The sequence below is a fragment of the Fretibacter rubidus genome (genome assembly GCF_041429785.1).
GTDB lineage: Bacteria > Pseudomonadota > Alphaproteobacteria > Caulobacterales > Maricaulaceae > Fretibacter > Fretibacter rubidus.
Genome location: NZ_CP163423.1, coordinates 911,390 through 931,169 on the forward strand (window position 1 = coordinate 911,390; position 19,780 = coordinate 931,169).

18 protein-coding genes and 1 pseudogene are annotated in these 19,780 nt (G+C 51.2%); 16 read left to right on the forward strand and 3 right to left on the reverse strand.

What is annotated here, in order from left to right:
* The first annotated feature begins 73 nt into the window (after nucleotides 1-73).
* The gene (locus AB6B37_RS04295; RefSeq protein ID WP_371397667.1) at nucleotides 74-1,285 is read left to right on the forward strand and encodes a hypothetical protein; all 1,212 of its coding nucleotides are present in this window, start codon (nucleotides 74-76) and stop codon (nucleotides 1,283-1,285) included.
* A gap of 99 nt (nucleotides 1,286-1,384) precedes the next feature.
* On the opposite strand, the gene AB6B37_RS04300 is transcribed toward AB6B37_RS04295, so the two are convergent.
* Nucleotides 1,385-1,792, reverse strand: coding sequence for a hypothetical protein (locus AB6B37_RS04300; protein WP_371397668.1), 408 nt, complete (start codon nucleotides 1,790-1,792; stop codon nucleotides 1,385-1,387).
* A gap of 277 nt (nucleotides 1,793-2,069) precedes the next feature.
* Between AB6B37_RS04300 and AB6B37_RS04305 the strand changes: the two genes are divergently transcribed.
* The 8 genes from AB6B37_RS04305 (at nucleotide 2,070) to AB6B37_RS04340 (ending at nucleotide 11,678) form a co-directional block, all read left to right on the forward strand.
* Nucleotides 2,070-2,786, forward strand: coding sequence for an alternative oxidase (locus tag AB6B37_RS04305; protein ID WP_371397669.1), 717 nt, complete (start codon nucleotides 2,070-2,072; stop codon nucleotides 2,784-2,786).
* A gap of 130 nt (nucleotides 2,787-2,916) precedes the next feature.
* Nucleotides 2,917-3,831, forward strand: coding sequence for a LysR family transcriptional regulator (locus tag AB6B37_RS04310; RefSeq protein ID WP_371397670.1), 915 nt, complete (start codon nucleotides 2,917-2,919; stop codon nucleotides 3,829-3,831).
* A 119-nt stretch (nucleotides 3,832-3,950) separates the two neighbouring features.
* A complete protein-coding gene (locus AB6B37_RS04315; RefSeq protein WP_371397671.1) occupies nucleotides 3,951-6,893 on the forward strand; it encodes a TonB-dependent receptor domain-containing protein in 2,943 nt (980 codons plus the stop codon).
* Between the two features lie 114 nt (nucleotides 6,894-7,007).
* Entirely contained in the window at nucleotides 7,008-8,240 is a 1,233-nt protein-coding gene (locus AB6B37_RS04320) for an FAD-dependent oxidoreductase (protein WP_371397672.1), read from the forward strand.
* Entirely contained in the window at nucleotides 8,240-9,493 is a 1,254-nt protein-coding gene (locus tag AB6B37_RS04325; protein WP_371397673.1) for a M14 family metallopeptidase, read from the forward strand. The genes AB6B37_RS04320 and AB6B37_RS04325 overlap by 1 nt, the downstream gene beginning before the upstream one ends.
* Nucleotides 9,490-9,978, forward strand: coding sequence for a hypothetical protein (locus AB6B37_RS04330; RefSeq protein WP_371397674.1), 489 nt, complete (start codon nucleotides 9,490-9,492; stop codon nucleotides 9,976-9,978). Before AB6B37_RS04325 ends, AB6B37_RS04330 begins: the two co-directional genes overlap by 4 nt.
* Nucleotides 9,968-11,218, forward strand: coding sequence for a dicarboxylate/amino acid:cation symporter (locus AB6B37_RS04335; RefSeq protein WP_371397675.1), 1,251 nt, complete (start codon nucleotides 9,968-9,970; stop codon nucleotides 11,216-11,218). Before AB6B37_RS04330 ends, AB6B37_RS04335 begins: the two co-directional genes overlap by 11 nt.
* Nucleotides 11,205-11,678, forward strand: a complete 474-nt coding sequence (locus tag AB6B37_RS04340; RefSeq protein WP_371397676.1) for a RidA family protein — start codon at nucleotides 11,205-11,207, stop codon at nucleotides 11,676-11,678. The genes AB6B37_RS04335 and AB6B37_RS04340 overlap by 14 nt, the downstream gene beginning before the upstream one ends.
* A 14-nt stretch (nucleotides 11,679-11,692) precedes the next feature.
* On the opposite strand, the pseudogene AB6B37_RS04345 reads toward AB6B37_RS04340, so the two are convergent.
* A pseudogene (locus AB6B37_RS04345) lies at nucleotides 11,693-12,205 on the reverse strand (trans-aconitate 2-methyltransferase); the annotation flags it as partial.
* Nucleotides 12,206-12,343: 138 nt separating this feature from the next.
* Nucleotides 12,344-13,759 carry a metalloprotease TldD gene (gene tldD / locus AB6B37_RS04350; protein WP_371397677.1) on the reverse strand — a complete coding sequence of 472 codons (1,416 nt, stop codon included), beginning with the start codon at nucleotides 13,757-13,759 and terminating at the stop codon, nucleotides 12,344-12,346.
* Nucleotides 13,760-13,972: 213 nt separating this feature from the next.
* Here tldD and coxB point away from each other — a divergent pair, with 213 nt between their 5' ends.
* The 7 genes from coxB to AB6B37_RS04385 all read left to right on the forward strand — a co-directional run bounded on the left by coxB (nucleotide 13,973) and on the right by AB6B37_RS04385 (nucleotide 19,780).
* Complete coding sequence (gene coxB / locus AB6B37_RS04355) at nucleotides 13,973-14,827, forward strand: cytochrome c oxidase subunit II (RefSeq protein ID WP_371397678.1); 855 nt, start codon at nucleotides 13,973-13,975, stop codon at nucleotides 14,825-14,827.
* A 12-nt stretch (nucleotides 14,828-14,839) separates the two neighbouring features.
* Nucleotides 14,840-16,465 (forward strand): cytochrome c oxidase subunit I, encoded by a 1,626-nt coding sequence (ctaD, locus tag AB6B37_RS04360; protein ID WP_371397679.1) that lies wholly within the window; start codon nucleotides 14,840-14,842, stop codon nucleotides 16,463-16,465.
* Nucleotides 16,466-16,555: 90 nt separating this feature from the next.
* Nucleotides 16,556-17,536, forward strand: coding sequence for a heme o synthase (gene cyoE, locus AB6B37_RS04365; protein WP_371398409.1), 981 nt, complete (start codon nucleotides 16,556-16,558; stop codon nucleotides 17,534-17,536).
* Nucleotides 17,536-17,721 (forward strand): hypothetical protein, encoded by a 186-nt coding sequence (locus tag AB6B37_RS04370; protein ID WP_371397680.1) that lies wholly within the window; start codon nucleotides 17,536-17,538, stop codon nucleotides 17,719-17,721. The genes cyoE and AB6B37_RS04370 overlap by 1 nt, the downstream gene beginning before the upstream one ends.
* Complete coding sequence (locus AB6B37_RS04375; RefSeq protein WP_371397681.1) at nucleotides 17,722-18,297, forward strand: cytochrome c oxidase assembly protein; 576 nt, start codon at nucleotides 17,722-17,724, stop codon at nucleotides 18,295-18,297.
* 119 nt (nucleotides 18,298-18,416) lie between these two features.
* A complete protein-coding gene (locus tag AB6B37_RS04380) occupies nucleotides 18,417-19,364 on the forward strand; it encodes a cytochrome c oxidase subunit 3 (protein ID WP_371397682.1) in 948 nt (315 codons plus the stop codon).
* Nucleotides 19,365-19,381: 17 nt separating this feature from the next.
* The gene (locus tag AB6B37_RS04385) at nucleotides 19,382-19,780 is read left to right on the forward strand and encodes a DUF983 domain-containing protein (protein ID WP_371397683.1); all 399 of its coding nucleotides are present in this window, start codon (nucleotides 19,382-19,384) and stop codon (nucleotides 19,778-19,780) included.

Consider the following 19,780-nt stretch of genomic DNA (forward strand, 5'->3'; position numbering starts at 1 on the left):
CATCGCCTGACTGACGGGGCAGGGGATTGGCGTAAACTAAGCTACGGTGGGGCGTGATGATGTGGAGTTAATTATGCGATCCGTGATTGCTAAAATTCTGTGCGTTTTCAGTGTCTTATTTGCACTGCCCGCTTTTGCGCAAACTGATTTTTCGACCTGGGATAAATACAGCCTTGAAAACCCCAACGGACAGGAACGACTGTCGCCGTCGGGTGGGCCGCTGATTAGGATGCAGAACTATTCAAAAGCAGGGCTAGAAGCTGCCGCGCAAGCCCCATTAGATAAGTTCGGCGCAGGCTTGCGAGACCAGATAGACTATGCGCTGTCTATATTATCGCTAAGCATGACGTGGGATGAACGCTTTGATGGCAACACTCTATCGGGCTTGGTGCAGGCTGCGGACGGCGTTTATAGTTTCAAGGCATCTATGTCCGCCGATGGTCGTGAGTTGACTGTGGCCTTGGTGGCGACCGATGACACGGGGGCCGTTTTAACAGGACCAGCGGCCGAAGCGCGGCGCATTGCTGGCGCAGCAACATCAGCGACAGTCGCCAAAATTGGGTCTGGGCACAGTGCTCAAAGGACGGCTCGCACTGCGCAAACTCAGCAGTCGCGCGCAACCCCGCCCACGCGGCAAATGAAAAGCTATACTCCGCCACAAACGATTGCGGAAATGGACAGATGGCCCTCAATTGGAAAGCTCACGCGTTCGGTGAATCCCAGCGACCCGCTTGCGCCGCGTTATTATCTTGCCCAGACGGGGCCGAAATACGGCGTAAGAGATTTTGCAACGGCTACTCAAAAATTACCAAGCGTTTCGCCGCTGGAATTGCGGGGGCAACCAACGGTAGAGCCTCTTGACGCATGGGCGCAATATGACGGGTCACGGGCGGGCATCGTGATGCAGCAAACAAGGCTAAGCGGTGAGCCTGGCGTGATTGTCTTGTTTATGACCCAGAAAAAAGGCAAAAGCGATATTATTTATTTGGGATATGAGGTGACGGAGAAAACCTTCAAAGAGTGGGGCGGCATCACGCGAATGATGAAATTACGACGCGTTATCCCGTCAATTGATGCGTTCCCAAAAGCGACCCGCGACAGGATTTCGCAGGCTGCGTTTAAGCAGCAAACACAGCTCTATGAGGCGGCCTTAGATAAGGTCTTAAAGAACGGCGTTGCAAGTATGTATGCCATGTCCCAAGCCCAAACCGTGATGCGGATGCAGGAGCTTAACTATGATTTGCTTTTGGGGGGCGACATCACATCGCCTATGATTTCAGATTAATCAACGAACCGCGATCCCCTTCGCGGTTCGTCTTTTGGATGCGTCTTATGTTGCGGGTTAGCGCAACGTCCACATATGGCGCGCTCCAATCTTTAGGCCTTAAGCCCCTGTTGTGATGCCGGCGCGCGCGAGCACAGAGCTTAGCTCTGATTTGACGGCTGATTTGTCCGCTGTGCGCATTTTGGAATGAATAGATTTAAGCTCGCTATGCAGCGCGGTGGCAGAGGTCTGCGCGACGCCGAGCGTTGGCTCTTTGGCAACGGCGGATTGCATGGTCCGTAGCGCTTTGTCGAGCGTTGTACGCGCCATGGTCACGTCGCCTTGGGCGAGGGCTTCATAGGCTTGGACGGTGTCTTTTAATGACGTTGATAATTGCGCAACCGCTTGCGGGTTGACCAGACCCGATGTGTCCGCACTGGCGGGCGCGCTGATAAAGAAAGGCGCAATAAGGGCGGCCGATAGCACAAGTGGTTTTTTGGCCAAAGTGTTAAAGATAGCTGTCTTCATGACGTGTTTCTCCATATTAAAAGGCCCAAATTTATGGGCGATTAGACGGGACGCCGAGGGTTTTCAGCCTCCCGCGTGCAAAATAATTTCGTCTGTGCTCTGTTCAAGATTGCGGCGAGAAAAATGACAAAATTTTAAGCGCCTGTTTAGAAAAACGACCCTCATATCGTGGGAATTAACGGACGACTGCGGTGTTTTGGCACGTGGTGGCGGCCGTTTTTATACCCATATCAATTCTAGCAAAACGACATGCTTTTCTAGGCCAAAAGGAGCCCCCATGACAAAAGCAACCCACGCGACCAACACCGCCCATCACGGCCCCTATACGCCGTCCCCGCGCGATGTACGGCATGATTTGGATATCGACAGCCACGTCGCCCCTGTCACGTTCAGCGATAAAATTGCCTACGCTTTTGTGAAGGCTTTGCGCTTTGTCGCGGATAAGTTTTTTGCCAAACGTTATGGCCACCGGGCTGTGGTGTTGGAAACTGTGGCGGCTGTGCCAGGTATGGTCGGCGGGCTTTTACAGCACCTCACCGCGCTGCGTTATATGCGTGATGATGAGGGCTGGATCAGGATGTTGCTAGATGAGGCCGAGAATGAGCGTATGCACCTCATGACCTTTATCGAGATCGCACAGCCCAATCGGTTCGAGCGGTTCCTTATCATGATGACGCAGTTCTTTTTCTATAATGCCTATTTCTTCCTCTATCTTTTCGCGCCGCGTACAGCCCACCGCGTTGTTGGGTATTTTGAGGAAGAAGCGGTCGTAAGCTATACGCAATATCTTGCGGAGGTCGACGCAGGCCGCCATGAAAATGTCCCCGCGCCAGACATCGCGATTGGGTATTGGAAGCTGCCCGCCAATGCTCGACTGCGCGACGTCATCATTGCGGTGCGTGCCGACGAAATGGAACATCGCGACGTCAACCACGGCTATGTCGATGTCATAGACGGCCGCCGCAAGAAAGAGGCGTTCGCGCAGGAGGTTTAGGGTTCTGTGCGAGTTAGCTTAATGGCGAAAAGGATCAATCTATTTAAATAGAGGGCTTTGGCCACGCAGTCAGCTTACCCACGCGACATTCTGTATTGACGGATGCGGCATTCAGATGGACTGTGGCCTTATGAATTTAAGGCATATTGAAGTTTTCCATGCAGTGTTTGTGACAGGCTCGGTGAGTGGTGGCGCGCGGGCGTTAAATGTCTCTCAGCCGAGTGTGAGCAAAGTGCTTAAACATGCCGAGGATCAGCTTGGGTTTAAATTATTCGATCGTATCTCTGGCCGGCTGATTCCGACTGAGAAAGGCATAAAACTATTTGATGAAGTTCAGCCACTTGTCGATCAGTTAAATGAGTTGAGCCGTTTCACAGCGAATTTAAAGCACACAAAATCAGGACATTTACGGTTTGCGATGACGCCCGCTTTTGGGCTTGAAATTGGCCCTGTGGCTTTGGCACGGTTTGTAAAAAATAATCCAGACATCACTATTGAAACTGAAACTTTACACGCGCATCAAGTTGTCAAAGCTCTGCTCGACAATCAAATCGATACAGGTCTTGTATTTGATGCGCCTGCTTTTCCCGGCATTCAGAAGCTCCAAATTGGCCAAACTGAATTTGTTTGTATTGCGCCTGAAGGTCTAAGCCTGCCGAGTAACGGCCCCTTGAAAATTTCCGATTTACGGGCCTATCCCTTAGTGACGCTCAATCAAAAGAGTGTTCTTGGTAAAGTCTTATCGCTCAAACTCGAAGACGCGTTTGACTCTAAAATCAACAGTAACATTGTTGTAGAGACGTATCATCTTGCAAAGCGGCTGGTTAAGCAAAATGCGGGCATTGCGATCATTGATTCGATTACCGCTTTTTCTGGCGATATTAGTGGTCTTCAAATACGGGCTCTGACGCCGGGTATAAAAATCAATGTCGATATTATTATGCGCCTGAACGAACCCCAGGCCAAACATCAGTCCTTGTTTAATGCGGAATTGCGGTCAGCCATGCGTCAATTTCGAGAAAAATTGAACTTAACGTCAACATAACGGATGGTCGAATAATCGTCGCCGCCCATAACCCTTGGTTATATGTTGCAAAAGCAAAAGAACTTGTTGGTCGTCGACAAATCAAGCAGTTTACATTTGCATAAATCAAGGGGACCTCAATGTATTACCGTTCAATTACATCTAAACTTTTGCTCTCAACGGCCATCATCGGTTTGTCATCAGCGTCGGCAGTCGCGCAAGATAACATCACCCCCGAAGATGAGATTATTGTTGTCGGGACACAAATCAAAGGCTCTGATATTGCGGGTATCTTGCCGGTTACGTCACTTAGCACTGAAGACATTGAACTGACTGGCGCGGTGAGCGGTAGCGAGCTTTTGGAATCTATCCCCCAGCTCGGCGAAGTCACATTTACAGAAGCTCGATTTACGGGCGTCAACGGTGCGCGCGGTGATGTGGGCTCTGTTAATTTGCGCGGTGTGGGCGATGGTAACACGTTGGTGCTGCTCAACGGTCGGCGGCTCGTTAACCACCCGGGCACACAAGCGGTGAACCAGACGCCTGTGGTGTCTGTCAACTCAAACGCTATCCCTGTTACAGGCATTAAGCGCCTTGAAGTGCTGCGCGACGGCGCTTCGGCGGTTTACGGCACGGACGCTGTGGCGGGTGTGATTAACACAATTTTGGATGACAGCTACGAAGGTGGGCAGTTTACCCTGCAATACGGGACGTCTGAAGGGACAGGTCTTGACGAGACGAGCGGCTCCTTCAAATGGGGCAAGGACGTGAATGACGGGAAAACCAATATTTCTATCTTTGGTAATGTGATGTTGCGCAACGGCATGCGGGCAACGGAATTGCGGAACTCTTCGACAGAGGATCTACGCCCTTTCTTTGAGGGTACGATCTACGAAGGCGATACACAGTTGCGCAATCTATCCACCCAGACCCAATTTGGTGAATTTGAAACACTGGCGGGCGAAGCGCGTATTGACGGCGTCGGCGATGATGATTTCCATATTCAACCAACGTCATTTGACGGGTGTAGAGGCCCTGATCTGGGCGGCGATGTTTGTATTGATAACGGCGGCTCGATTGATACGGCTCTGCGTCTTGACCGGGCTGGCTACCGCGACATTGTTGGCGATACTGACCGCTATAATCTTATGGCTTTTGTTAATCACGAGATGGACAATGGGGCCGAATTTTTCGGCGAGGCGTCCTATTATCACGCTGATTATCAACGTGAACGCGAAGGGGCAGCGATCCTGTCTAGCACGCGTATCGTCATTCCAGACACGGCGTTTTACAATCCCTTTGGGCAGTCTATCCGCATTATGGATCTCCGTCCGCTTGATGCGGGCACGCGTGTGGCCAATGTCAAAAATGACAGCTTCCGTATCTTAGGCGGGTTCAGAGGGGCCGCTGGCGATTGGGATTGGGAAACGGCAGCGCTTCATTCCGAAGCCAGCACGAAGGACCGTACAAACCGCATCAGTAACACTTTGTTCCAGCAAGCCATAGCGCGCACAGACGCCTCGGCCTATAATCCTTTTGCTGGCGGTAATCAGGTCGATTTGAATGCGCCAAATTTTGCCAATGACCAAAACACAATCGACAGCTTTGTCGTGGATGTTAAACGCGACGGCAAAACATCATTGACGCTTGCTGACGCCAAAGTATCCAATGGCTCTCTTTACGCGCTACCCGCGGGCAATGTCGGCTTTGCGGCCGGTGTCGAATGGCGTCATGAGAGCTATAATGATGACCGCGACGACCGTTTGGACGGCACGCAGCAATTTACAGATATCGTAACGGGCGAGACCTTTGCCTCTGATGTTTTGGGCTCTAGCGCTACACCGGACACAGATGGTGACCGTGATGTTTTCTCTGCCTTTGCAGAATTAGCCGTCCCCGTTGTCAGTCCAGAAATGAGCATCCCGCTGGTTCATTCCTTTGATATGCAGCTGGCGGCCCGCGCGGAAAGCTATTCCGATGTTGGGAGTGTCATTAAGCCGAAAATTGCAGCGTCTTGGTATCCCTTTGACCGCTTCCAAGTTCGCGGGGCCTATTCCGAAGGGTTCCGCGCCCCCAATTTAGAGCAGATCAATGCAACTGCTATTCGCCGCAGCAATACAGCGCGTGAAGACTGGATTTTATGTGAAGCGATTTCGCGCGCTAATAATACGCCTTTTGATACAGGTGACTGTGATAGCCAAGCCATTGAAGGTGTACGTAGTGGCGGTCCAGATCTTGAGCCCGAATCGAGCAAAAACTTCTCTCTTGGCGCAACGTTTGAGCCTGTAGATGATTTGATTTTCACACTGGATTTTTGGCGGATTGAGCAAGACGGACTTGTGGGTCTGTTCTCTGATCAAAACGAAATCACGCTAGATTATTTACTGCGTCTACAAGGCAGCTCTAATGATCGCGTCGTTCGCGAAGCCCCTGATGCAGAGGTTGCCGCCATATTCACAGCGGCCGGTCTTGCGCCTGCTGGTGATATTCTGCGCGTAGAGCAACCCTTTACTAATCTTGATTTGCGCGAAACTGAAGGGCTTGATTTTGGCGCGCAATATCGTTTCGAGATTGACAAAATTGGGCGGTTTAACGCGAAGGTTAATGTCGCCCAAATCCGCAAATTTTTCCAAACACCATCGGCTCGTGCGCTTGAAATTATCGATGCTGTCGAAGCTGGCAATATTAACGATGCCGTAGAGGTTGTCGCGCAAGAGGACTTTATTCGCCAAAATGGTAATCCCGAATGGCGCTATACCGCATCGCTAACATGGCGTGGTGGAAATTGGGGTGCGGGTGCGTTTTACCGCTATGTCGGCGATGTGGTTGATACGTCGGTCACGGGCGACGGCTATGATTTCCTAGAGGTCGACTCGTTTAATACGCTAAACCTCTATGCGGATTATACCTTTGATGGTGACAATACGGGCAATCTTTTGTCGGATACACGCCTTCGCTTCGGCGTGCGTAATGTGGGTGATAATAAACCGCCACTCGCCGATGAATTTGCGCGTGGTTACTTTGTTGGTATTCACTCTAATCGTGGCCGTTATTGGTACGGCAGTATCCGCAAAAACTTCTAGTCTTTAACCGTTACCCCGCAGTTTTCTGCGGGGGACAAACTCCAGCCTTATCAAGGCTAACTTTTGAACTCTCAAAAGATAACACCCCCTTGTCAAAATTTAAGTGAGATAGACGTGAAAATATGTGTTCTTGGCGCTGGCGTAATAGGGGTTTCGACCGCCTATATGCTTGCGCGTCAAGGCCATGATGTCAGTGTCATTGACAAAGGTATGGATGTGGCATCGGGGGCGAGCCATGCCAATGGGGCGCAACTCTCCTATAGCTATGTTGATCCCTTTGCGAGCCCGTCGGCGCTGCGTAAGCTCCCCGCTTATTTGGCAGGTATTGATCCCGCGATTAAATTTGGAGTGTCGCTTAAAGCTGACTATCTGAAGTGGGGGGTAAGCTTTCTATCTGAGTGTACCTCAAAACGCTATTTAAAAAACCTTCAGGCGCGAACAGCCCTTGCCGCTCTGTCTTGTGAAACGATGAGCTTGATCGAGTCTGACTTGGCGACCGCTGCGATTGCGCGCACAGGGGTTGGAAAAATTGTCCTCGCGTCCACAGCGGCTGAATATGAGCAGATGAAAAAGACATCCGCAGGTCGGGCTGATCAAACCTGCCTAAATATTGATGAATGTATTGCCGTTGAGCCGTCACTATCAAGCTGGAGCAAGGCTATCTATGGCGGTTTATTTGCAAAAGACGATTCCGCATTAGACCCAACTGTCTATTGCCAAACGCTTAAGACGGCCTTGGTTGATAATTTTGATGCGACGTTTCACTTTGGTCAGACCATTCAAGATATTCAGACCGCCTCCCACAATCAAATCATCATAAAAACTGATCGCGCAGACCATAGCTGTGAGGCCGTTGTCATCTGTCTTGGAAATGATCCACGTAAGCTGCTTAAAAAATTAGATATGAGCCTTCCGATATACCCCATGCAAGGCTACAGCCTGACATTAAACGCAATTGGGACATCACCAAAAACAAGCATTACTGATCTTCAAAACAAAATTGTTTTCGCAAATTTAGGAGACAAAATTCGGATAGCGGGTTTCCTAGATGCCAACCAAAACCCAAATGGTGCAAAAGCACGAGGGCAGCAGCTTTTAAAAATCGCGCGTGAGGTTTGGCCTAATGCCGCTGATTTTGACGGCCCTGTTCAACATTGGACGCATTTTCGGCCCATGATGCCATCTGGCGTACCTGTCATCGGCGCGACCAAAATTCCGGGTGTTTATGTGAATGTCGGTCACGGCTCTCTTGGCTATACATTTGCAGCGGGCAGTGCGATGAAAATAGCCAAAGACATTGGCCACGCCTTTAAGAATAGTCATACACAAATGAGGAGGGCTCAATAATGGGTTTCATCAATCAATCTTCTGTTTTTCTGTCGGTAATGTTCTTAACCGCCTGTGCCAGCACAGTTGTAACAGCTCCTGCCGACACCCGCCTTCCAGCTTCAACGTCCGCAGCTTTATGCGAAAATGACGTCGCGGAAATACGGGCTGATCACCCAACGGCGCGCCTAAATCAATGTGATGTTTTATCTGAGAATGCTTTCGCCTTTACCATTCGGCCCGAAGCCAAAACAGACCCACAGGGCGCGCCGATAAACAATAGCGCGTGGTACGGATTTCGTGTCGACCCAAAAACGAATGACGATATTCGAATTAGTCTTAAATATGAAAACGGAAAACATCGTTACAAGCCAAAGAAAAGCTATGACGGTAAAAACTGGACAGTCATATCCGAGCGGCAGCTCACTAAGAGGGCAGACGATCATCTTGATTTGCGTCTGAAATCTGATGGCCGTCCTTTCTATGTTTCGGCCCAAGAAATCTTTACCGCCAAAGCCCATGATAATTGGACGGCGCAAATGGCCGAGCGACCGTTTGTCAGCGCGTCTGTGATTGGGACATCGCTTAAGGGCTATCCGCTTCAAATGCTGGACGCCCAAACAGAGCCGAACAAGGCAAAGCCGTATGTTGTTTTGGTCGGGCGGCAACACCCCCCTGAAATTACGGGTGCCTTGGCGCTTATGCCCTTTACTGAAACCGTCTTGGGCGAAACTGATTTAGCGAAACGCTTCAGAGAGCATTTTAATGTCCTGATTGTGCCAATGATAAACCCAGATGGAGTTAGCGCAGGTCATTGGCGTTTTAGCGAGGGCGGTATGGATTTAAACCGTGATTGGGGACCGTTTAGTCAGCCCGAAACGCGGGCCGTGAAAGACGCCTTTAGCCGGTTTAAAACGACTGCTGGGACAGGTGGCGCTGACCGCGTCGCTTTCTTCCTCGACTTTCATTCAACAGCGCGGAACCTCCTTTATACTCAAGCTGATGACGAACCGACGAGCCCGCCTTTTTTCGCAAGAGATTGGGTTGCCGCTGTTGATGCGCGCTTGGATGATGATGTTTACGCCTTCACGCGTGAAGCAAGGCACAATTCAGGTCGCCCGATTTCAAAAAATTACATGTATGATACTTACGGTATTTCTTCGATTACCTATGAGGTGGGCGACGAAACAAACCGAGACGCCATAGATCTTTCTGCAATAGTATTTGCGCAGGAAATGATGTCCTTGCTTTTGACCCATGAGACAGGTGAGTGAGGGCTAGCCGCACCATTGGCTTGACGTTGGCAGTGACCTTGCTTAGCGCGTGTCAGCCATCCATTGACGCTGATGTTTTAATTGAAAATTTTATGGTTCAAGATTGGGTTATGACCAGTTCTGACGGCACAACCGGCCACCCGCGAAAATATGCGAGCTTTCCTAAAAAATACCGCGACTATGTGATTGGTAAATCCCTCATGCCCGTTGAGACTTTTTTCTACCGCAGCAGTGCTATGGTGGCCGGTAAATTTGGATTATGCGGAAGGGGGTATCTAAAACCTGGATACGTCGCGGACATAGCGGTCATAGACCCTGATGATTTTGCACCGCAAGCAGACTTCCAAAACCCTGCCGTGCTTTCGATTGGTGTTGAATATCTATTTGTAAATGGGCAGACCTCTATTGCGGAGGGCAAGCCTCGGTCTGCACTTGCGGGCCGCACACTTACGCGTTGCCCATCAGGAGAAAGCCATGCTCAATAGACTTATTGCATTAGGATTGTTTCTGGGTCTTACGGTTGGACTCGGCGCGGCGATGACGGGCAATCCCATTTTGCAAGCTATTGCGCGCGAGTCTGCGCCGCTAGGGAAGCTCTTTATTAACGCCATAAAAATGATTGTCATCCCGCTTGTGGTTACCGTTATTTTTGCCAGCGTCGCGCGCCTTGGTGATCCGCGAACGCTCGGTAAAATTGGCGGTATGACACTCGCGTTTTATTGGGTCACGCTTATTCCTGCGATTGTTATTGGCATGGCCGTTATGACATTCGGACTACGCTTTGCCCCGAGCATTGATATGCCAGCGGTAGAGGCCGCGCCCATCCCAAAACTGCAAAGCATCACAGATTTCATTGTCAGTTTGGTTCCTGCCAACCCTTTTGCCGCGGCGGCAGACGGGGCGATATTACCGCTGATTGTCTTTACTGCACTTTTCGCGGCCGCTGCGGGAACATTACCCAAAGCGCGGCGAGAGCGGATGATTACAGGCGCAGAGGATATCAGTGAGGCGCTGATTAAACTTGTATGGTGGATTCTTTATACAGCACCGATAGGCATTTTCGGGCTAATAGCCCCAGCGACAGCGGTCCTTGGATGGGGTCTTATTCAAAGCCTTGCTATATTTATTATTTGCGTCTTTATCGGCCTTATTATTTTAGTGGCGGTCGTCTTCGTCCCCTTGTTATTCTTTGTCGCAAAAATGCCACCTCTAAAATTCTTCAAAGGCATATTGGGCGCAACATCTGTCGCTTTTTCGACGACGAGCACGGCGGCGGCCATCCCCGTGTCCCTTGAAGAAAGCCAAAAAAACCTCGGTGTCTCAGAGACTGTGGCCGATCTCTTAATTCCGCTTGGCGCGTCAATGTATAGGCCGGGCAGCGCGTTGTTTCAGGGCGCGGCGATTGTGTTTCTGGCGCATATATACAACGTGCCTGTCGCTTTGGGGGCGGCCGGAGCTGTCGTGCTTGCGACGTTCCTCGTCTCGCTTACCGTGGCGCCTGTTCCGTCATCCAGCGTGGTGACCATGGCGCCAGCGCTTGACGCAATTGGCGTGCCCGTTGCGGGTCTTGCTTTCATGCTTGGGATTGACCGTATCCCGGATATGATGCGCAGTTGCGTCAATGTATTCGGACAGATTTCCGCAGCCGTTATCATTGACGGACGTGTTGCTAAACCTCAGGCACCTTATTCCGAAAATGAGAAAGCATACGATGAACCCAATTGACGAAAAATTGCAGGCTTTAAACATAAGCTTGCCAGAGGCGTCGGCCCCTGCCGCTAATTATGTGTCTTATACGCGGACTGGCAATCTGGTTTTCATCGCAGGGCAAACATCGGTCAGGGCTGACGGGACAATGCTAACGGGCCGTCTTGGTGAGGATTTGACCCTAGAAGAAGGCCAGCTTGCGGCAAGGCTCTGTGGTCTGCGGTTAATCGCGCAAATGAAAGCGGCGTGCGACGGCGATCTCTCGCGTGTTGTAAAGATTGTCAAACTTGGCGGATTTGTCTGTAGCTTACCGCAGAGTAGTGGCGGAGATATCCCGCAAATTATCAACGGGTGCTCTAACCTTATGGTCGAGGTTTTTGGCGAAATCGGCAAACATGCCCGCTTCGCTGTCGGGAGCCCCTCACTCCCGCGAGACGCCGCCGTTGAAATTGATGCTATCGTCGAAATACGAGATTAAGATTTACGCGGGACTTATCCTGACGGCTCAAACCCCGCCGCGAGAAGTATCGTCCGCCCAAGGCTACCCTCGGCATCAGGCCAGATTTGAATTGTCTGAAAACCAAGGCCTTTTAGTGTGTCATGATATTCTTCGTGACTAAGGCTGGCATGGTAAACTGTGTCGCCGTGAACTGTGCCAGTGACTTCGCCTTCGCCATGGCCGATTGTGCTCATGAAAGCCCCGCCAGCGTTTATCCATTGCGGTAGACGGGGCAGGGCGGCGCGTTGCTCTGATACCGACAGATGGAAAAATCCGTCCCAGCTTAGAATGGCGTCAAATGTCGCGCTCAATTCGAGGTCGCGTATGTCTCTGACCTGCCACATCGCGGAAGGATAGTGGCGGCGGGCAAGGGCTATCATCTCTGGACTGTAATCCACGCCTATATAATGCGCGCCGTGTGATATAAAATATCCTGCAATCGGATTGCCACTCCCGCAGCCTAAATCAAGAACGCTCGGCTGTTTGGGGGTGTTTGATATAAGGCGGTCAAGCCAAGGTTTTTCATAGAGCGTTTGTAATCGGCCGTCATGCTATGGCTGTGCGCGGCGTTGGTAAACCGCTTGGGTTTGGGCGTAAGCTGTTTTGATATCTTTATTGATGGGGCGACCCTTTGGGTGGATTAATTAAACCGCACTTCCCCCAACTGTCATGCTCTCGACATAGACTGTGGGTTGCCCAACACCGACGGGCACGCCTTGGCCGGCTTTGCCGCAGACGCCAATACCGGGGTCAAGGGCCATGTCATTGCCGACGTGACGGATTTGGGTCAGGACAGTGGGGCCGTCACCGATTAAGGTCACGCCTTTAAGCGGCTCTCCGACTTGTCCGTTTTTCACGCGGTAGGCTTCGGTGCATTGAAAGACAAATTTGCCTGATGTGATATCCACTTGTCCGCCGCCAAAATTAGTCGCGTAAATTCCGTCTTTCAGATCAGCGACAATCTCGCCTGGTTCCGCTTTGCCGCCCAGCATAAAAGTATTGGTCATGCGCGGCATGGGCGCATGGGCAAAGCTCTCGCGGCGGCCATTACCTGTTTCCTCAACACCCAGCAGTCGCGCGTTCATGCGGTCTTGCATAAAGCCCTTCAGGATCCCGTCTTCAATCAGGGTCGTGCGCTTCGTGGGTGTGCCTTCGTCATCAATCGTCAAGCTGCCGCGTAGGCCCGGCAATGTGCCGTCATCAACAATGGTCACGCCGGGCGCGGCAACACGCTGCCCCAGCATGCCAGAGAACGCTGATGTGCCTTTGCGGATGAAGTCACCTTCAAGGCCGTGACCAATCGCTTCGTGGAGAAGCACACCCGGCCAGCCTGCGCCCAGCACGACATCCATTTGGCCCGCAGGGGCCGCGACAGCGTCAAGATTGACAAGCGCCCCGCGCAGGGCTTCCTTCGCGAGGGACTGCCAGTGATCTGTGTCGATAAATTTCTCGTAGCCCGCGCGTCCGCCTGCACCGGCGTAACCGCTTTCGCGGCGACCGTTTTTTTCTGTTGTGATTTGAATATTTAGCCGCACGAGGGGACGCACATCATCATAACGCGCCCCACCTGCGCGCAGGATTGAGACGGCTTTGCGTGTGCCTGATAATGTGACAGAGACTTGGACGACGCGCGGATCAAGCGCGCGGCAATAGGCATCTATTTCTTGGAGCAATCCAACTTTATCGCCAAATATCGGGCTCTCGACGGGATCAACATCAGGGTAAAGCGCGCGGTTGGTGCGGGCAGGGGCAGGTGACATTGTGCAGTCATGGCCGTCCTTGGCCATCACCACGGCGCGCGCAGCACGGGTGAGGGCGGCAGGGGTCAACTCTGTCGATTGGGCAAAGCCCGATGTTTCGCCTGCAACGCAGCGCAGGCCAAAGCCGCGATTCGTATCAAAGCTGGCTGATTTTAACCGCCCGTCATCAAAGGTCAGCGCTTCTGATATGCCGCGTTCAATGAAAAGTTCTCCGTCATCTGCGCCGTTTAGAGCCTCATCAAGGGTAGACTGGGCGATTTCCGCCGTTAACTCGGCATCATCAAAGACAAAATCGGACATAGAGAGCTTTCTTTATATCAAAGAGCGGAAAAATTTTGCAAAATGGCGTGGACTATCGCGCTTATATCTTTATTTAGGCGCTCAAGCCTTATAGTCTATAGGCAATGCGACAATCCGCGCGGGAAATTTACACTGTTTTCTGGCGTTATGTTGCGTATATACAATTCAAATCGAGACGGTGAGTCTTGATTATAACTCTTCATGAGGACGACCATGCATTTAAAACGTCTATTACTTGCCGCGCCTATTGCCTTAATGGCGAGCGCTGCGGCCCATGCGGCACAGCCAGTTGACGGCAATATCGGCTTTCAACCTGCCGTAACGCCCGTGATGGAAAAGCTGGTTAATTTTCATAACTTATATTTGATGCCGATTATTGTCGGGATCACATTATTTGTTGTTGTCCTGATGGGTTACATCATGTGGCGTTTTTCAGAAAAGCGTAACCCCGAACCGTCTAAGACATCACATAACACCATGTTGGAAGTGGTTTGGACTATCGTACCTGTTCTTATTCTGCTCGTGATGGTCGTGCCGTCCATGCAGCTTTTATACTTCCAAGACACAATTCCTGAATCAGATATGACGATTAAGGCTACGGGCAACACATGGAACTGGGAATATGCTTATGTCGGCGAAGACTACGAAGGCGTCGAGAGTTTCGTGTCTAACATGCTTCCCGAAGATGAAGCCGCTGCTGCGGGTAAACCCTATCTACTTGGTACGGACGCGCCGCTGGTTGTGCCCGTTGACACAACGGTACGTGTTTTGGTGACCTCATCAAATAATCTACACAGCTTCGCGATGCCGTCCTTTGGTATCAAAATGGACGCTATTCCGGGTCGTATCAATCAGACTTGGTTTAAAGTGAACGAAGGCAAGACGGGCACATATTACGGCCAGTGTTCCGAGCTTTGCGGTATCCGCCACGCATTTATGCCGATTGAGATTAAAGTCGTCGAAAAAGACGAATTTCAGCGTTGGGTCGCAAATGGCGGCGCCTTCCCCACACAAACCGCTGATAACACAGTGAACGGCGCGGTTATGACAGCCGCAGCCCCGAAATAGAGGACAGAGATAATGGCAACTATTTACGGCGACGATCACGCACATGATCATGACGGCAAACCCGGATTTTGGGCGCGCTGGTTTTATTCAACTAATCACAAAGATATCGGGACGCTTTACCTGATTTTCGGTATTATTTCCGGCCTTATCGGGGGTTTTCTCTCCTTTATGATGCGCCTAGAGCTAGGTGCGCCTGGTATTCAGTATTTCCAAGATCTGCACAGCTATAATGTGTTTGTATCGATGCACGGCCTTATCATGATCTTCTTCATGGTTATGCCAGCCCTCATTGGGGGGTTTGGTAACTGGTTCGTGCCTATTATGATTGGGGCGCCGGATATGGCGTTCCCGCGTATGAATAACCTGTCGTTCTGGTTGTTGCCAGTGGCGCTTATCTGTTTGCTAATCTCGTTCTTCGTGCCTGGTGCGGCGTCGGGCAACGGTTTTGGCGGCGGTTGGGTGATGTACCCGCCACTGTCGACATCAGGCTCACCTGGACCTGCGTTTGATTTTATTATCATTGGTCTTCTCGCGGCTGGTTTTTCGTCTATCTTTGGTGCGATTAACTTTATTACGACAATCTTAAACATGCGTGCACCGGGTATGACTTTGCACAAAATGCCATTGTTTGCTTGGGCGATGCTCGTGACAGCCTTTTTGCTGCTCTTGGCTCTGCCTGTTCTCGCGGCGGCGTTGTTCATGCTGTTCACCGACCGTATTGACGGCGGCACAGGCTTCTTTGACCCAGCGATGGGCGGCGATCCAGAAATGTTCCAGCACTTGTTCTGGTTCTTTGGTCACCCCGAAGTTTACATCATGATCTTGCCAGCCTTTGGTATTGTCTCTCATGTTATCTCAACATCATCGCGTAAACCAATCTTTGGTTATCTCGGCATGGCTTACGCTATGGTCGCGATTGGTGTCGTTGGTTTCGTTGTGTGGGCTCACCACATGTACACTGTGGGTATGGACGTTAATTTGAAGGCTTACTTCTTGGCGGCGACCCTTGTGATTGCGGTGCCAACAGGTGTTAAAATCTTCTCATGGCTTGCGACGATGTGGGGCGGCTCTATCCGTTTCACCATCCCGATGCAGTGGGCACTGGCCTTTATCTTCCTCTTTGTGGTTGGCGGCGTAACGGGTGTTGTGCTGGCAAACGCTGGTGTTGATGCAGCCCTTCACGATACATATTATGTTGTGGCTCACTTCCACTATGTGCTGTCTATGGGTGCCGTATTTGGTATCTTCTGCGGCTTTACATATTGGTTCGGTAAGATGTTCGGCGTGCTATATAATAAGTGGCTAGCAGCCGCGCACTTCTGGACGTTCTTTGTTGGTGTGAACCTGATCTTCTTCCCGCAGCACTTCCTAGGCATGCAGGGTATGCCGCGTCGTTATGTGGATTATCCAGTCGAATTTGCGACCTATAATCAGCTATCAACAATGGGCGCTTACCTCACAGCTGTCTCTGTCCTGTTGTTCTTCGTCTGGGTGTTTGAGGCGCTAATCGCGCGTCGTCCCGCTGGCGATAACTACTGGGGTGAGGGCGCAACAACGTTGGAGTGGACATTGTCTTCACCACCGCCCTATCACCAGTTTAGCACATTGCCAGTGATTGGTGATGAGGACGGCCATTAGGCGATGAGCACAGGCTCTCACATTTCAAATTCAGGGGAGGCCGCATCGGAAACGATGTCGGCCTCGCCTTCTATGGCGGCGTCACCGTCTATGGCGACGCGCGATTTATTACCGCGTCACGCTATTGGTGAATCTGACCGCATCTTAAGCCTCGCGGGGCCAGGGGATTTCTTCGCGCTCATGAAACCGCGCGTTATGTCTCTGGTCGTTTTTACGGCGTGGGCGGGCATGGTCATGGCACCGGGGACAATGCCGCTCTGGAAAGCTGTTGCGGCGATCCTGTGTATCGCGGCGGGGGCTGGCGCGTCTGGCGCGCTGAACATGTGGTATGACGCTGACATTGACGCGCAAATGTCACGCACAAAGAAACGTCCTGTACCAACAGGATTAATTGCGCCGCATAACGCGTTAGCCTTTGGTGTGTTTATCGGCGCTGCCTCTGTCTGGGGGCTTTACATTGCGTCCAATTGGGTCGCTGCCGCGCTGCTCGCCTTTACAATATTCTTCTACGTTGTGATTTACACTATGTGGCTAAAACGTAGCACCCCGCAAAACATCGTTATTGGTGGCGCGCCGGGCGCTTTGCCGCCGATGATTGGGTGGGCGGCAGTGACAGGTGATGTTACGCTGGCGAGTTTTTCCTTGTTCCTGATTATATTCCTTTGGACACCGCCGCATTTTTGGGCCCTCGCGCTGTATAAAACGGGCGATTATGCCAAAGTCGGTATTCCCATGATGCCCAATATTGCAGGCCCAAAATCGACGCGGTTTCAAATGCTGGTCTATACGCTAGTGCTTGCCGCCGTCTGTGTCTTGCCAATCATGACGGGCATTGGCGGAGGGCTCTACGGTTTTGCGGCTGTTGTGCTCAATGTTGGTTTTATCGCTATGGCGGTCAAGGTCTGGCGGTCACGCGCGGGCGAAACACCGGAAAGCGCCGATGAAGCCTCGCTTTATGCCGTCAAACTGGGCGATCGTGTCGCACGGAATATGTTCGCCTTTTCGATTATATATCTCTTTGCGATCTTCGGCGTTTTGGCCGCAGAGGCGCTCTTAAAAGGATTAAGCTAATGGCTGATGCGAAGTCAAAATCGGGCGGTAAAAAGATTGAGCAATATCGCGCTCGACCTCGCCAATTTGTAGAGCCGAATGAGCAAGAGCTTAAAGCGCGCAACAAACGCAATATTGCTATCGCCATAGGCCTTGCAACATTCATGGCCTTTGTTTTTATCACCATGATTACACGGAGTGCATAGATGACGACGCCTGTTAATTACAGCAAAACCGCTTTTTCCCTTGTGGGTGTGGCCTTGGCAATGCTGGCTTTGGGCTTTGCATCAAAACCGTTATATGACGCCTTTTGCCGCGTGACAGGATATGGCGGTACCACGCAGCGCGCACAGGTGAATGAAAGCCAGATTATCGACCGTATGGTCACCGTCAGCTTCGATACCAATGTGTCAAAAGATTTGGCTTGGGATTTTAAACCAGCGGTCGCCTCTGTCGATGTGCAAGTGGGTCAATCTACCGTGACTTACTATAAAGTGACTAATACATCTGACAAACCCGTGACTGGTGTCGCGACCTTTAACGTCGCCCCCATCAAAGCGGCCCCTTATTTCGTTAAGACAGAGTGCTTTTGTTTCACGGAGCAAACATTGCAGCCCGGGCAGACCGTGAATTTCCCAGTCATTTTCTATATTGATTCGCTGATTGAAGAAGAAAAACGCGCCGATGATGTGCGCGAGGTGACATTGTCTTACACATTTTTTGAAAGTCGCAATCAAGAGGCTATCGCGCAGTCGTCCGAGTTGGCGCGCGGCATAAATTAACGCAAGGGACCACCTTTAAATAAGGTCAAAACCCATTTTTCACACGGGCTGGTATTGCCCCGCGCAGTTCGCGCGGCTATAGCAGCCAAAAGATATATATCCGATATCCGGAGGGACCTATGGCTGGCGCTGTAAATCACGACTATCATATTATTGACCCAAGCCCATGGCCGTTCTGGTCTGGCGTTGCCTGCCTGACTTGGGGTCTTGGCATGGTGGCGTTTTTTGCGGGCCTCGTTGACCGCACAGGCGAAAGCCCGCTGCTCGAGTTTTTCTTCGCGCGCGGTCTTGATACAATCCAGGGCAAAGAGGGGGCCGGTGGCGGTTGGATCATCCTACTGATCGGTTCTTTGATGGCGGCCTATGTCATGTATGCGTGGTGGCGTGACGTTGCCCGCGAATCAGAAGCTGGCGATCACACACCTGTTGTTGATATCGGCCTGCGTTACGGCATGATTATGTTCATCATGCAAGAAGCGATGTTCTTTGTCGGTTGGTTCTGGATGTTCTTCGAGCTTGGTTTCTTCCATAAGGCACGTGCGAAATGGAACCCGGATTATGCCTATGATGAAGGGTTTGGCGAAAGCCCAGAAGCTTGGGCCAACTGGCCTCCGCCTGCTATTGAAACAGTTGACCCCTGGCACTTGCCACTGATTAACACGCTTATTCTGCTGCTGTCTGGTACGACAGTAACATGGGCTCACCACGCGCTTATTCATGGTGACCGTAAAGGCGCGAAAATGGGTCTGCTGCTGACTGTCTTGCTCGGCGTATTTTTTACCGCGGTACAGGCTTACGAATATTCGCATTTGTTCCATTACCGCGACGGCGAGACATTCTGGCTCTCGACCAATGCTTATGGTTCTGCCTTCTTTATGGCGACAGGCTTCCACGGACTGCACGTTTTAATCGGGACAATTTTTCTCTTTGTTTGCTATATGCGTCTCGTACGGGGCGGCTTTAAACCAGAGAAGCATTTCGGCCTGGAAGCCGCTGCTTGGTACTGGCATTTCGTTGACGTGGTGTGGTTGTTCCTCTTCGCCTTTGTTTACGTTATCTTTCAATAGATAACTGACGGGCGAGCATGTCAGCTGTTGAAACAGGCATGCGGGGCCGTTGCCCCGCTTGCGGTGAAGGACAGCTTTTTAAAAAGTTCCTGACCTTTCATGATTTTTGCGAAGCTTGCGGTGCGGATTTTCGCATAGAGGACGCAGGTGACGGCCCTGCCGTCTTTGTCATTTTCATCACGGGTATTTTCATTATCCCTATGGCACTGGCCTTTTATTTGGTCACAGGCTTGCCCATGATTGTGACCATATTGCTGTTTAGTGTGGTCATCATTGTTGCATCGCTTTGGTTATTGCGGCTGATGCGCGGTATCATGTTCAGCTTGCAGTGGGTCAATAAGGCGCGCGAAGTGCGGCTGTCTGATGTGCGCAAAGCTGCTAAGATTGAAAAAGATAGTAACGAAGGTCCCTCTTAG

Excerpts from the sequence above, each read along its gene's own strand:
- AB6B37_RS04315 (WP_371397671.1), top strand. The coding sequence starts at position 3,951 with ATGTATTACCGTTCAATTACATCTAAACTTTTGCTCTCAACGGCCATC.
- AB6B37_RS04380 (WP_371397682.1), top strand. The coding sequence starts at position 18,417 with ATGGCTGGCGCTGTAAATCACGACTATCATATTATTGACCCAAGCCCA.
- cyoE (WP_371398409.1), top strand. The coding sequence starts at position 16,556 with ATGGCGACGCGCGATTTATTACCGCGTCACGCTATTGGTGAATCTGAC.
- AB6B37_RS04325 (WP_371397673.1), top strand. The coding sequence starts at position 8,240 with ATGGGTTTCATCAATCAATCTTCTGTTTTTCTGTCGGTAATGTTCTTA.
- AB6B37_RS04295 (WP_371397667.1), top strand. The coding sequence starts at position 74 with ATGCGATCCGTGATTGCTAAAATTCTGTGCGTTTTCAGTGTCTTATTT.
- AB6B37_RS04370 (WP_371397680.1), top strand. The coding sequence starts at position 17,536 with ATGGCTGATGCGAAGTCAAAATCGGGCGGTAAAAAGATTGAGCAATAT.
- AB6B37_RS04310 (WP_371397670.1), top strand. The coding sequence starts at position 2,917 with ATGAATTTAAGGCATATTGAAGTTTTCCATGCAGTGTTTGTGACAGGC.
- AB6B37_RS04305 (WP_371397669.1), top strand. The coding sequence starts at position 2,070 with ATGACAAAAGCAACCCACGCGACCAACACCGCCCATCACGGCCCCTAT.
- AB6B37_RS04375 (WP_371397681.1), top strand. The coding sequence starts at position 17,722 with ATGACGACGCCTGTTAATTACAGCAAAACCGCTTTTTCCCTTGTGGGT.
- coxB (WP_371397678.1), top strand. The coding sequence starts at position 13,973 with ATGCATTTAAAACGTCTATTACTTGCCGCGCCTATTGCCTTAATGGCG.
- AB6B37_RS04300 (WP_371397668.1), bottom strand. The coding sequence starts at position 1,792 with ATGAAGACAGCTATCTTTAACACTTTGGCCAAAAAACCACTTGTGCTA.
- ctaD (WP_371397679.1), top strand. The coding sequence starts at position 14,840 with ATGGCAACTATTTACGGCGACGATCACGCACATGATCATGACGGCAAA.
- tldD (WP_371397677.1), bottom strand. The coding sequence starts at position 13,759 with ATGTCCGATTTTGTCTTTGATGATGCCGAGTTAACGGCGGAAATCGCC.
- AB6B37_RS04340 (WP_371397676.1), top strand. The coding sequence starts at position 11,205 with ATGAACCCAATTGACGAAAAATTGCAGGCTTTAAACATAAGCTTGCCA.
- AB6B37_RS04385 (WP_371397683.1), top strand. The coding sequence starts at position 19,382 with ATGTCAGCTGTTGAAACAGGCATGCGGGGCCGTTGCCCCGCTTGCGGT.
- AB6B37_RS04335 (WP_371397675.1), top strand. The coding sequence starts at position 9,968 with ATGCTCAATAGACTTATTGCATTAGGATTGTTTCTGGGTCTTACGGTT.